The 13,227-nt window shown below is 68.7% G+C and carries 10 protein-coding genes; 5 read left to right on the top strand and 5 right to left on the bottom strand.

The window, feature by feature from the left end; genetic code table 11:
* The first annotated feature begins 28 nt into the window (after window positions 1-28).
* The gene (locus ACWDBB_RS23630; protein WP_449791498.1) at window positions 29-784 is read left to right on the top strand and encodes an HNH endonuclease; all 756 of its coding nucleotides are present in this window, start codon (window positions 29-31) and stop codon (window positions 782-784) included.
* A gap of 857 nt (window positions 785-1,641) precedes the next feature.
* Here the strand turns inward: ACWDBB_RS23630 and cas3 are convergent.
* The 5 genes from cas3 to ACWDBB_RS23605 are packed head-to-tail and all read right to left on the bottom strand — an operon-like array spanning window position 1,642 to window position 7,928.
* Entirely contained in the window at window positions 1,642-4,053 is a 2,412-nt protein-coding gene (gene cas3 / locus ACWDBB_RS23625; protein WP_449791497.1) for a CRISPR-associated helicase Cas3', read from the bottom strand.
* A gap of 20 nt (window positions 4,054-4,073) precedes the next feature.
* The gene (gene cas5 / locus ACWDBB_RS23620; protein WP_449791496.1) at window positions 4,074-4,751 is read right to left on the bottom strand and encodes a CRISPR-associated protein Cas5; all 678 of its coding nucleotides are present in this window, start codon (window positions 4,749-4,751) and stop codon (window positions 4,074-4,076) included.
* Window positions 4,748-5,773 carry a type I-B CRISPR-associated protein Cas7/Cst2/DevR gene (gene cas7i, locus ACWDBB_RS23615; protein WP_449791495.1) on the bottom strand — a complete coding sequence of 342 codons (1,026 nt, stop codon included), beginning with the start codon at window positions 5,771-5,773 and terminating at the stop codon, window positions 4,748-4,750. The genes cas5 and cas7i overlap by 4 nt, the downstream gene beginning before the upstream one ends.
* Window positions 5,770-7,161 (bottom strand): hypothetical protein, encoded by a 1,392-nt coding sequence (locus ACWDBB_RS23610; RefSeq protein WP_449791494.1) that lies wholly within the window; start codon window positions 7,159-7,161, stop codon window positions 5,770-5,772. Before ACWDBB_RS23610 ends, cas7i begins: the two co-directional genes overlap by 4 nt.
* A 38-nt stretch (window positions 7,162-7,199) precedes the next feature.
* Complete coding sequence (locus ACWDBB_RS23605; protein WP_449791493.1) at window positions 7,200-7,928, bottom strand: CRISPR-associated endoribonuclease Cas6; 729 nt, start codon at window positions 7,926-7,928, stop codon at window positions 7,200-7,202.
* A gap of 2,384 nt (window positions 7,929-10,312) precedes the next feature.
* On the opposite strand from ACWDBB_RS23605, the gene ACWDBB_RS23600 reads away from it, so the two are divergent.
* The 4 genes from ACWDBB_RS23600 (at window position 10,313) to ACWDBB_RS23585 (ending at window position 12,793) form a co-directional block, all read left to right on the top strand.
* Window positions 10,313-10,624, top strand: a complete 312-nt coding sequence (locus ACWDBB_RS23600; RefSeq protein WP_449791492.1) for a transposase — start codon at window positions 10,313-10,315, stop codon at window positions 10,622-10,624.
* Window positions 10,555-11,541 carry an IS3 family transposase gene (locus tag ACWDBB_RS23595; RefSeq protein ID WP_449791491.1) on the top strand — a complete coding sequence of 329 codons (987 nt, stop codon included), beginning with the start codon at window positions 10,555-10,557 and terminating at the stop codon, window positions 11,539-11,541. Before ACWDBB_RS23600 ends, ACWDBB_RS23595 begins: the two co-directional genes overlap by 70 nt.
* 128 nt (window positions 11,542-11,669) lie before the next feature.
* Window positions 11,670-12,218 (top strand): hypothetical protein, encoded by a 549-nt coding sequence (locus tag ACWDBB_RS23590; protein WP_449791490.1) that lies wholly within the window; start codon window positions 11,670-11,672, stop codon window positions 12,216-12,218.
* A 245-nt stretch (window positions 12,219-12,463) separates the two neighbouring features.
* Window positions 12,464-12,793, top strand: coding sequence for a hypothetical protein (locus ACWDBB_RS23585; RefSeq protein ID WP_449791489.1), 330 nt, complete (start codon window positions 12,464-12,466; stop codon window positions 12,791-12,793).
* Window positions 12,794-13,227: the final 434 nt, after the last annotated feature.

Below are 13,227 nucleotides of genomic sequence, written 5' to 3'. Positions count from 1 at the left end.
TGCTGTGTCAGCAGACTGCTCTACCCTGATGGTCATGCCCGCCAACCGCCCAGCAATTCCAAGGGAATTGGACCGCAGGGTCCGAGTCGAAGCCGGCCACCGGTGCGCCATCCCACATTGCCGCATGCCCGTTCTCGTGATCGCTCACATCAGGCCCTGGGCCAAGGTGAAGTGCCACGAGTTCGAGAACCTGATCGCCCTCTGCCCGACCTGCCACACGCTGTTCGACCGGGGCGATATCGACCGGAAGTCCATGCTCCACTACAAGGCGAGACTGAGCCCGTTCTCCCCGTACGCGCTTGCCGAACACCCGGACCACATCGACCTCCTCGCGGCCTACCAGAAGTTCCGGGCATTCATCGACATGTGGCTCGACGCCGCCCGCGCGTTCACCGCGGCGAAGCAGCAAGGAGCCGGGGCTGACGAAGGCCGGCGGATCTTTCGGGCTACGGGCGACGCGGCCATGGAAGCCAGCTATGCACGGCTGTACCTCGCGGCGGAATCACCGCCCCTTGTCACGAAGGCGGCGGACCAGATCATGAATGCGGCCGTGTGGAGCACCTGCACGACCATGGGCAGGCCCGTCCCCGCCGAGTTCCTGGACCTGAAACCGGCCACTGACGATCTCCCCGCTCTGTGGGCGGATCTGGAGCACGAGATCCACGAGGTGCTCAACGCCCCTGCCCGGAAGAAGGTCAAGCTCATGCCGCAACGTCCGCACTACGTGGATGAGCTTGACGAAGGTCGGCGGCAACGGTCCGATAGCAGGTCGCCGAACCGCTGAGGGGTGTCGCTCGGACCGCCGCGGTCCGCGACTTCGGTAACGGATCGCGAGAGCGATCCGTAGTTCACAGCAACAGTCGCCTGGCTCTTTGCCTGTTCCGAAGACTATCCGGGGCGGGCGCATCCAATTCGTCGGGCGTAGAAGGAATATGCGCACAGATTGGCGAATCCGGATGCCATCTGAACGTAAACGCCAATTATTTGTTCGAGATCTTTCGCGCGATCCAGAAATTGCGCGGTTGGGCATCAACTGCTCTGCGGCCTTGAGGCGCCGGTAATTTGATGTTCGTGCCGGACGTCCGGCACGGCCCCGGGCATGGTTTGTCCCACCATGCCCGGGGACTGAACCGAACCGGTCAAGAACGATGAAGCCCTCTCGCGGACCTCCGCGGCCCCGCTGGACGCTCCCGTGCGATCGGCGCCGCCATCTGCGCCGGTCTGGCCGGTGGTGAGGACGAAGAGGAGATCGCCGCGCGCGTTCGGGCAGCGATTGCAGAAGGGCGTCCCCTGAGCCTCTGGTGACAGTGTCTTCGCTGGTCGCCACCAATCGGAATCTAGTCATTCTGCTCGGCGACGTTCGCGTGGCGGCCAGCCTCATGGAGTTGCCGCCCCTTTCAAGGCAGGTCAGGGCGGCGGAACATTCGGCTTCGACGCCTGGGAGTGGTAGTTGATACCCCTTTCAGGGGCGATGAGAGCAGGCACGGCGGTACTGCCACCGCTGGTCTGCGCTAGTTGCTACTCCGCCGGGGGCGATGAGACCGCTGAGCCTTCGCCCTAGTACTCGACTTCAAGGGGTTGTTACCCCTGAATGGGGCGATGAGCCTACCTACCGTGCGTTGCTGATGCTACCGGCAGCCCTCACGCGACCTGGCTGGTCTGGTAGGCGTGGCGGTGGGGGCCGCGGATGGCGAGGAGGCCGAGGTCGGGGTCGTAGTCGGCGTCAAGGATGCGGACGTTGAGGGCTTTCTCGTAGCGGGTGAGTGGGGCGGCCCAGGCGGGCATGGGGATGAGGTACTGGTCGGCGACGAGTCGTCCCTCCACGGTGGTGCCTTGGGTGAGCGCATCGGCGTAGGCGTCGCGGTGTTGTTCGACGATGGCTTCGGTGCCGTCGAAGAGCTCGTCGAAGGTCTGGGCGAGGTCGGTGCGGTCGGCGAAGGGCCGGCGGAAGGTGAGGAAGGCGTTGTCGAAAGCGTCGCGGTGGTTGGTGACGTCGTCGTGCCAGCGCCGGCCCCAGTCGGTGGTGTAGATGGTGTTGAGCCAGCCGGTTGCGTCAGCTTCGCTGACGATGCGGTGCTGGTGTTCGAGAAGGCGGTGCCAGCCGGCCTCGACCGGTTCGCGGGGGTAGATGCCGTCGGCGTACTCGCCGGGCTGGTTGCGTCGGCGCTTCCAGGCCGGTGTGTGGACGATGACGTCGGCCGGGTCGTAGGCGCCGAGGCGGTTGATGCGGCCGAATCGCTGGAGTAGGGCTTCCAGCGGAGCGGCTGCGGTGAACAGCACGTCGAGGTCGAGGTCGAGGCTGACCTCGACGACCTGGGTGGCAACCAGCAGCCCGGGGAGGCGGTGGGCTGCTGCGCTGGCGAATCGGTTTCGGATGTTCTGCTCGATACGGCTGCGGTCTTGGCGGGTGAAGCGGGAGTGCAGGAGGAAGGCGCTGTCGTCGCCGTGGAGGGCCCCGCAGTGCGGGGCGAGTTCGCTGAACAGGGCCAGGGCGTGCGCGACGTTGTTGGCGACGACCAGGACGCTCTGACCGCGGTCGAGCCGAGCGCGGATCTCGTGGGTGGTAGCTGGGTCGGTGAGGTGGTGGCGGCGGACCTGAAAGCGGTGGCGGGGCGGCAGGCCGAGATCGGGGGTGTCCACCAGAGCGGGTGCCTGGGCGAGCGTGTCCTTGAAGAGGTCGGCGAGGACGTCGGGCAGGGTGGCGGAGACGACGGCGATCCGCCCGCCCAGGCGTTCCCACAGCCGGGCCGTGGCGAGGACGTAGCCGAGGCGGCGGGAGTCGTAGGCGTGCAGCTCGTCGAGGATGAATACCGAGTTCGCGGCGTCCACGAGCAGGCCGGCATGGGCCGGGCCCGCGAGGGCGGCGCGGAGTAGCTGGTAGGGCGTGCCCACCCGCACGCTCTCGCGGAACAGCCGGGTGGCCGCCGCCCTGGCGAGGGCCTTGGTGGCTTCGCTCTGTTGACAGGGCCCGGTCTCCTCCTGCTCCTGGCTGTCGGTGGAGTGGATGGCGGCGGCCAGGTGGTAGGAGGCGGCGCGGGAGTGGGCGACGCCGACCAGGTCCGGGTTGCCGAGGAGGTCGGCGAAGCGGTCGGCCATCGCGTTGATGGAGGCGAGGTAGGGCAGGGTGAAGAAGACTCTGGGCACGCCGCCCGAGTGCTGGGTGAGCTCCGTGACCTGGCGGGCCGCCCACAGCAGCACGGCCTCGGTCTTCCCGCTGCCGGTGGGCGCCCGCAGGAGCAGGTGGCCGGTGGTCTCGGCCGCGCGGATCTGGTGTTCGCGCAGCGCCCGGCCCTTGGCGGCCATCTGCTCTTCAAGGGCGGGCCGGAAGCGGTGGTCGAAGGGCTGGGTGGTGTGGAGGGAGCCGTGGGCGGAGGAGAGGTGGTCGGCGACCGTTACTGCCCCTTGGAGCAGGACGGCGGCCAGGCCGACGTCGGGAGTCACCCGTCGGTCCCAGCGGTGGAGCAGCTCGGTGAGGGTGCGGTGTGCCGCGTCGATGAGGTCGGTACTGCTCAGCGAGCTGGTCTTCGGGGTGGTGGGGAGCATGGCCGCGGTCGCGGTGGTGTGCAGCCAGCCGAGCAGCGCCGTCACCGCGCTCTCGCCGATCGGGCCGATCCGCTTCGCGAGGTCCTCCGGTGTCAGGCCGTCGTAGAGGAAGCGCAGATCGCGGCCGTTGCTTCCGGTCAGTGCGCGGTGGTGGGTGGCGACACCGGCGGCCACCCAGCCGCACAGTTGCTCGTCCGGTACGAGGGCGGGGAGGAACCCGAGGGAGACAACCTCGTGCCTCTCGCCCCAGGATCGGACCCTGCCGAGGAGCATCTGCTGGCAGCCATCGGGGAGCTTGCCGCCGTCGTGGTACAGCCCGCTCAGCTGGGCGGCCGGCCAGAACCGGCCGTCCAGCACATGCTCTGCGGCCTCGATCCGGCCGACCCGCCGGGCGAACTCGACCCCCGCCGTCAATGTGGTCTCCAGATGCACCGTCAGCTCTTCGGGCGGCACGGCGCCGCGGGCGCTCTTGGCCAGCAGCGTCCGTAGGGGATCGGCGCTCGTGCCCAAGGTCGTCTCCTTCTTCTGGGTCAGGCCGGGCTGACGGTGGTGGTGAAGTGGGCGCCGGGGTGGACGGGCGGCAGCAGCAGAACGGCCTGGCCGTCGGCATCCGACCAGCTGCCGGGCACGATGGTGCGGCTGCGGCTGGTGGCGTCGTGCCGGTAGTCGCCCCAGACGGTCCGCTCCCGCCCCGGGGCCACTGCGGTCGGCAGTCGCAGCAGCGTGCCCTGGGCCTTGGGGAAGGCGGGGACGACGGCGCTGCGCTGCTCCCCCTCGGCCGGGGTGAGGACGGTGTGGTCGAGGCGGATTCCGACGAGGTCCTGGCTTCGGCCCAGCCGCAGCGGCCACACCGGCCTCCGCAACCGGCCGCGCCATAACTCGGTATCGTCCAGCAGCCAGATGCGCATGGTGGCGTCGGCGAGGAACTCCCGGGTACGCGGGACCGGGGTGGTGGCCTTCCCAGTGGCATCCAGCGGGTGGTAGGTCTCCAAGTCGACCCCGGCGCCGGCGGCGTGGAAGGCCATGGCGAACCGCAGGCCGACGTCGACCGCGTCCCAGCCGCCGGCCGCCGCCGCGAGTATCCCGGCGACGGTGGACGGCGGCGGACAGGGATGAGTGACCTGCACACCGGCATACAGGTGGTTGCGGAAGGAGACCACCGGCGCGGTCAGAGTCACCCGCAGCGCCGTGACCGAGGCGGCCGTCATACCGCGGGGTCCTCGAACCAGGCGTCGTGCTCGCCCGCACCGATCCGGTCGGCCAGGCCGTTGAGGATCAGCCGGGGGTGCCCGAAGACCACGGCGCCGCTGTCGACGAGGTCGGCGAGGTCCTTGACCGCCCTCTCACGCTGGTCGCCGAGGAACCCGGGCGCCCAGCCGGCCAGCACCGGGCCGTCCAGCTCGTCGCGCCACGCCTCGATCTCCTCGCGCAGCACATCGGTCTGGAAGACAGGCCGGCCGTCGTCGGCGCCGACGATCCGGGTGAACGGGTTCACCCCGCCCTTGACCGGAGCGAGCAGCACCAGCGCCGGGGCGCGGTCGCCGTAGTGGAGGGCCTGCTTCGCGCCGCCGCGCACCGCGGCGAGCGTGCGCAGCACGGTGTCCACCCGCCGTCGGCGCTCTGCAAGGGGCAGCCGCACCGCGCCGACGCTGCGCAGCACCGTCTTCTCCGCACCCGCATTGACGGCCTCCTCCTCGGCGGCCGGGCTCAGCGCGGTACGCAGCCCCGTGCCGTCCGTCTCGAAGACACCGACACGGGGAAGGTCCAGGAGCACATCCCCGGCCAGGACGGCGCTGTAGAGCTCGTGGGAGTGGATCACCGGGTGCTCGCCAGGAGGGAAGTCCCGGCTCATGGTGCCGAAGTCGCTGGTGGGCCGCTGCGGGACGACCGACACGAACGTGCCCGTCGCCAGCACCGTCTCCCGGCCGTAGCTCTCCTTCTTCACCGCGACCATGTAGCCGAACAGGTCGTCGTCCAGGTGCAGATCGGGACGACCCGCAGTGTAAGCCTGCTGCTTGGCCCCGGCGCCGCTGCGGATTACCGGCGATCGCGACTCCTGCACGGGCAGACTGTCGCGCAGCCAGCGGCGGAACGCCTGCGCGGACACGTACGGGTGGACGTCCCGCCCGACCCGCAACTGCTTGACCTTGCCGTTGTTGTCCTCCGCCAAGCCGTTGTTCGGGGCTCCCGCCACAACATCCAGAACGATCTTGCCAACCAGGTACGTCACTGCTGCTCATCCTCCGTGTCAAACGTCATCGCTTCGAGGTCGCGGGGATCGAGATCCTCCTCGCTCTCCTCCTCCGGTTGCTCGGGCTTCCAGCCGAGCGAGTTCAGCTCCTGCAGCACACCGACCAGGAGCATGTCCCGGTGGAACCAGGCCGGGTTCTGCGAGACCGGGCTGAACAGCAGCTCGAAGCCCCGCTCAGTCACCAGCGGCCCCGCTGCTCCGGCGGGCGGCTTGACGGTCCACTGCACGCCCTGGGATGTGAGCCACCCGCGCAGCTTCGACGGGTCGCGAAGCAGCGTGCGGAAGCTCCGCAACCGGCCGCCGGTGGTGGCGGTGCTCAGCAGCGCGGCCACGTTGCGGGCGGTCCTGGCGATCTCGGCCAGGTCTTTCTCGGTCATCAGCATTACCTCGGTCGCAAAGGAGTTGAGCAGCACGGCCAGGGCCTCGGCCCTAGACCGGTCACGCCCGGTGCGGGTCAGACAGCCGAGCAGCCGGCCGTGGCCGACGGCCACGATCCGGCCAGGCGAGCGGAAAACGTTGCGGGCCAAGGCCACGAGCCCAGGCGTCGACGCACTGGCATGGGCGCGAACCAGCTCCGCGAAACCCGCACGCCGATCACCCAGCCGCTGGGTGCGGCGCAGCCACTCGGCCAGCGGCTGCTCCAGCGCGTGGGTCTCCAGCTCCTGGCCGCGGTTGTTGTTGTTGAACACCAGCAGTTCGACAGCGGCGCCCATCGGTCGGCGGTGGGTGCGCAGCGCGACAAGTGCGACGACCTCCTGCGCGCCGGTCTGCCGCTTACTGCCGTCGCCGGTAGCGGCGAGCATCTGGTTGTGGTCGACCTGCTCGGCCACAGCGTGCTGGAGGAAGTCGTCGTCCCAGCTGTGCACGGCGATGGACGGGCCGCCGGTCAGGCGCACCCCGTAGGGCAGCGCGTAGAAGCTGCACAGACACGGCCAGCACAGTGCCATCCCGTCGTGGCCTCGCGGGGTGGTGTTGCGGTACGACTGGCTCTCGGCGAGCGGCACGTCGCTCTTCCCGTAGTACCCGACTGCCTGCCGTGAGCACAGCGAGCACACCGTGGGCGGCCAGCCGGACGGCGGGGACAGAGTCCGCCACTGCTCCACCCGCTCCGTGATCTCGGCGTCGGTGCGCTTGCCGTTGCTGGGGTGGTTCATCGCGGTGTTGGGGAAGAAGGAGTAGCTGACCTTCAACCAGAAACCGTCCGGTGCCTTGCTGTCGCGTCCGAGCGCCGCACGTAGCGCGTCCCGGGCCATCTGCGACAGCGCCGCCTCGAAATCGGCCTCGGTGGTCTCCTCCGGAGAGCCGTCGCCGGCCAGGGCCGCGAGCGCGAACGCCCCCACCCGCTGCAAGGGGTGCGCGGTCAGCACCAGTCGGCCCTGGCCGAGGTCACCGCGAGCCGGCGCGGTCATGCCGCCACCCAGCCGAACCCGGCCGAGTTCGCCTGGCCCAGGCCCCAGCTCCACAAGGCCCGCAGCGTCTCCGGCGCTCCCGACAGCTCCACCTCGACGGCGGCCCCAGGCTTGGCGCCCTGCCCCACCGCGAACGACCTCTTCGGCCCCACCCAGGACACCGACTCCAGGTTGACCCCGGCGTCCAGGCCCAAGGTCTCGGCCTTGCGCCGCAGGTTCCCCTGGAAATAGCCCGCCCACTCCAGCTCCGTCGGCAGCACCCACGCCTGACGCGGACCGCGCACCCCATCCGCGCCGTATCCGGAGCTCTTCATCACCACCGGAGTTGACGTCCGCAACACCGCCCGACCGTCCGCGAACTCCGGCGGCTCCACCATGCCGAGGCCCGTCAGGCGCAGGGCGACCCCGCCCCAGTCCAACAACTCACGCTCCGCGAACCCCGCCGCCAGCGCCTCCACGATGGCCGGCACCGGACTGCCGAACTCAACCACCCCCCGCCCGCCAGCCGCATACCGCCCCGGCCGCCGACGTGCGGACGAGAACACCGGCGCACCATGCCCGAACGGCGCCATCCCGTGCGGCCCCTCACCATGCTCGTGCAACCGGCGCCCAAGCTCCGGAGCCACCCGCCCCAGCACGCCGTAGACCAACCCCCGACCAGGGGCAAGCACGCTGCCCCACGGCACCTCCGCCGCCGCCGTCACCACGGCCAGCCGCACCCTCATCCCGCACTCCAACGCTCAAACGGCATGACAAACCAGCAAGCTGACGAACCACCAGCCGCACAGTCCAGGACCCTAAACTGCACCACTGACAGCCGTCACAAGATTGCGCACAGTCACCCACGACCCCGGGCAGCACTCGATGCCCTACCGTTGAACAAGACCACCCAGACCAACGCCAAGCTGCGCACCACAGCGCCATGACGTGGCCAACAGCATCACCGGACTCCTACTGCAGAACCTGACTCACTGACCAGTCATATCCGGCGTCTGACCTGTAGCTTTACCATCGGGTCTCATCGCCCCTGGGAGGGGTAGCAACAACAGACCCGCTTGCCACCCGCCCTGAACATGCCCGGGTCTCATCGCCCCTGGGAGGGGTGGCAACTAGATCTCCGCGATGACGCGGTCCAGGTCGACCCAGGTCTCATCGCCCCTGGGAGGGGTAGCAACCAATTCGCGCCGTGCTCCAGCACGAACTCCGGCTTCGCCTCACCGCTCCTGGGGGGTAGCAATGCGGTCGAGGGGACGATCCAGCGAACCCAGTCCGTGGTCTCATCGCCCCTGGGAGGGGTAGCAACTCCTTGATGGACATGCGCAAGCGGGCCCTGTCCTCTGGTCTTATCATCCCTGGGAGGGGCAGTAACGCGGCGGACTGGACGGACTGGGTGACGTCCTGCCCAGTCTCATCGCCCCCGGGAGGGGTAACAACTTGCTGCCGAGTCTCAGAAACGCTGTTGCGCACCGAGCCTCATCGTCCCTGGGAGGGGTAGCAACACCCGGGAGACCATCTGGCGGCAGACGCCCACGCGCGCCTCATCGCCCCTCGGAGGGGTAGCAACTCGTAGTCGGCGCAGGTCCAGGTGCGGCCAGCGGAGGCCTCATAGCCCCTGGGAGGGGTAGTAACTCCGTGGGCGCGCTCGCGCCATGTCGTCTCATCGCCCTCGAAGGGGTGGCAACTTGGTGATCACGGTCAGCGTTCCAGCGCTGGCGAAGGCTCACTGACCCTCGGCGGGGTAGCAACTACCACGGCGTGTCGTCCGTCTCCGGGTCCACGTAGTCTCATCGCCCCCGGAGGGGTAACAATGTACTGACGGTCTATCGGATGAAATAGGCATCCCTGGTCTCATTGTCCCTGGGAGGGAAAACAATTCGAGGGTGACGGACAGCAGTTCGGAGTTCTTCGCGGACTCATCGCCTCTCGGAGGGGTCGCAACGGGCCGGCAATGTAGACCGGGGTGATGACGTAGGCGTCTCATCACCCTTCGGAGGAGCAGCAACGTGATCAAGGAGAATGCCGCCCGCTGGCCGCGGTCGACTGATCGCCCCTCTCGGGGGTACCAATACTGTGTTCCGCGTACCCGCGCCGTTGAGCAGGTTAGCGATCAGCCAGGCATTGACCTTGCAGCAAGTCTCATAGCCCATTGGAGGGGCTGCAATGTGGTGGCGGGCACCCGGCGCATGTCCAGCGCGCTGGTCCTCATCACCCCGCAGGGGTAGCAAGGTGATGCCGTGGATGTGGGTGGCGTGGATCGGCGCTGACTCATCGCCCCTCGGAGGGGTAACAACTCCCAGATGTCGCACTGCACGGGGGTACCCGGAGTGGGCTCATCGCCCTTCGGAGGGGTAACAACCCCTTGACGTCTCCGGGGACCACGACCATGTGGCAATCTCATCGCCTCTTGGAGGGGTGACAATCATTGCAGCATGCGGGCCTTGTGGAGCTGGCCCGCCCGTCTCATCACACCCTCGGAGGGGTAGCAACGAGTACTCCAGGATGTCGAAGGTGCCGCGGAAGTCGAGGCTCATCGTTCCTCGGAGGGGTAACAACATCTGCGCGCACCGCTGCAGGAGGTAGGAGCGCGCTGTCTCATTACCCGTTGAATGGGTCGCAACTCGTCTGTGTACATCTCATGTTTCGCCACGGCCAGGCTCATTGCCCTGGGCAGGGGCAGCAACGTGACGATCAGGACGTCAGCGAGCGCGACGTACTGATCTCATCGCCCCTGGGAGGGGTAGCAACACGAAGTACTGGGCCAGGCCGTGGAGCGTGTCCTTGCCTCATCGCCCCTGGGAGGGGTGGCAACCCGTGATGGCCGGCCATCCCGTACGCCGTCCACTCCGCCTTATCGCCCCTGGGAGGGGTAACAACCAGGCCACGGTGACGGTGACCGGGTTGCCGGCCACCGCCTCATCCCCCTGGGAGGGGCAGCAATATGGTCCGCGCCACCTGCTGGCGGGTTTTTGGCACGGGTCTTATCGCCCCGGGGAGGGAGAACAATTCGAGGGTGACGGACAGCAGAGCCAAGTACGGCTTGTGAGGTTCCCCCGAGATGCGGAAGGTTGCTGGAGGTGGCCTGATTGGCCATGAGAAGGGAGCTTCTGCCATGGCTGCACCGATGAAGTACCCGCCCGAATTGCGGCAGCGGGCTGTTGCCGCGTACCGGGCCGCTGATCCGAAGCCCGTGATCCGTCAGATGGCCCGGGACCTGGGCGTGCACCACGAGGCCCTGCGGAACTGGATCCGCCAGGACGAGGCGGACCGGGGCGAGCGCGACGACCGGCTGACCACTGCCGCGAAGGAGGAGCTGGCCGCTCTGCGCAAGGAAAACGCCGAACTGCGACGCTCATGCGAGATCCTCAAGGCCGCCTCGGCTTTTTTCGCCCAGGAGCTCGACCCGACCCGGCGACGGTACTGAAGCTCATCGACGAGCACCAGCACCGCTTCGGGGCCGAGCCCGTCCTCCGGGAACTGCACATCCCCGCCTCCACCTACTACCGCTGGCGCCGCAAGGCCGTCGAGCCCTGCGAGCGCAAGCGCCACGACGTCGAACTCACCGAGCACATCCGTCGCATCCACGCCGACTCCGACGAAACCTACGGCTCCCCGCGCATCCACGCCGTCCTGCGGCGCGAGGGCACCCATGTCAGCCGCAAGCGGGTCGAGCGCCTGATGCGCCAGGCCGGCCTGCAGGGCGTCAGCCCGCGCCGGCCCCGCTCCTTCACCCGCCGCGACCCGGCCGCCGACTCCGCCCCGGACCTGGTCCGGCGCGACTTCACCGCGGGCGCCCCGAACCGGCTGTGGGTCGCCGACATCTCGCTGATCCCCACCGGCGAGGGCCCGTGGTGGCTGGCCACGATCCGCGACGCCTTCTCCCGCCGAATCGTGGGCTGGCACACCTCAGAGCGTGCGGACGCCGACCTCGTGCTCACCGCTCTGGAGTACGCGCTGCACGGGCGCCCGGTCGAGCCCGGGAAGCTGATCCACCACAGCGACCACGGCTGCCAGTACACGTCCATCAAGCTCACAACCCGCCTGCTGAAAGCGGGAATCGAGCCGAGCATGGGCACCGTGGGCGACTCGTTCGACAACGCCCTGGCCGAGAACTTCTGGAGCATCCTGAAGACCGAGTGCGTGCGCCGCACAACCTTCGAGACCCGCACCGACGCCGACCTGGCCCTGTTCGCCTACATCGACGGCTGGTACAACACCCGCTGCATCCAAAAGCGCCTCGACTGGCTCAGCCCCGACGAGTACGAGGCGAAGCACTACGCCGACCAGGCGACCGCCGAACCAGTGGTCGTCCAACCATCCGAACCCGTCCTGACCAGCTAATCAACACCTCCCGCTCATCGGGGGAAGCTCACTTGAGGCGCGAATCGCACCGATTGTCAAGGTGCTTTGACAGTGCGTCGCGGGCCGCGAACCCTGGTGCCAGTACTCCAGGGACGGAGGGGCGCGGCATGCCATGGATTGACGAGAGCGAGCGCCACCGGGGCTTCTCGGCGGCGGTGTTGGCGGACGGCAGCGAGCCGGCGCCGCTGCCGGACGGGCGCACCACCTGGTGGCTCTACAACGGCGCGGATGGCCCTCGGGCCGTTGCCGTGCGCGGTGGCTGCGGTTGCGGCTGGCGAGGTGAGCGGCTGCACCTGTTGGACTTCGGCGACGACGTGGCGACCGAGGCGGTCGGCGAAGCCACCGGTCCGTTCGCGGACTGGGAGCAACACGTCGACCTGGCCGAGGGCGTCGTGCCGCGCGAGGTCGAGGAGCTGGTTGCGGCCCTGGTGGACCGGATCTGCGACCTGACGGAGAACAGACCATACGCGGCCGCCCGTGCGGCGGCCCGGTTCGAGCGTGCCGCCGGGTCGACCGCGCTGCTGGCCGGTCGCAAGGCCCGCAGCAGCATGATGACTTGGGAGTACATCGGCCGCGCATTCGGCTGCTCGCCGGAGGCGGCGTTGGAGCGGTTCGGCGAGACGCTGCCTGACATCGACCATGGTGAAGAGATGTAGCTCGCGAGCCATCACGCGTCGCGTAGGTGGCCGCAGGCGAGCCCCGAACGGCTGATCGGAGCCCTGGGCCGGGTACCGGGTCCGGGCCCGCCAGCATGCTGTCGAGCAATTCGGCACCGTACCCACCGGGCTATGCCGGCCGAGCCTCGCCGTGCCGTTCTCCTGGTCCGGCCAGGCTGATCAGGCGGGGGCCGCCAGAGGAGGACCGACCGCCTGCATCGCGAGTACGTGGGCGAGGTGCGCGCTTGTGCAAAGAGGTCTTCGCGCACGAGACGACTGACGTTGTCCAGAACGGTGCGCTCCTCAAAGATCAGTTCGCTCGTAAGACGAGTAAGGACGGGCGTGCCGAAATCGGCAAGCCGGGCGTCGGTGGCGTCCGGACGCCCGAAGAGGGGCTGGGGAGGCTCGCCCGCGAAACGAGAACCAGGCCGGCCGCCGGGATGTCGTTTGCCAGCGTCCGGAGATTCCGCTCCCGCCACACCGCTGCGGACCCGGCCGGAGTCAGATCGACGTGGCGGCCCGAGTCCGTGGTCTGCTGGTCGCGGGCACTCGCGACAGCGATCGTGGTTGTGTAGCCCGGGTAACCGCGGTACCGGGGCGGGAGAAGGCGCCGTGGGTCGGTCGGGGGAGTTCGTCCGCTGCATCAGGGTGTCAGCAGTCCTGAGAGGTGGTGGTGCGGTGAGGTGTGGGGAAGCCCCTCACTACCTGGAGGACCTGTGAGGCTTCGTGGCCCGGTGATTGCCGCGTTCAAGGACGAAAGGGTGACGGCCGATGGTGCCGCGGCGCTGCCGCGGGCGCCCGGTGGCCTTCCAATGATCGGGCATCTCCTGCCCCTGGCCCGGGACCCGCTGGGCTTCATCACCGGCTTGCACCGCATCGGTCCTCTAGTCCGCCTCCAGCTGGGACCGCACCCCCTAGTGCCGCATCAGGCAACGTTCGCCCCGTCGTGACGTGTCGCCCGGTTGCCGTGCCGGGCGACGCTGGACCGTCAGAATGATCACGTGGCTGA

The sequence above is a fragment of the Kitasatospora sp. NPDC001095 genome (genome assembly GCF_053598615.1).
The sequence above is the reverse complement of the archived record's forward strand: the minus strand, read 5'-3'. Positions and strand labels throughout refer to the sequence as shown.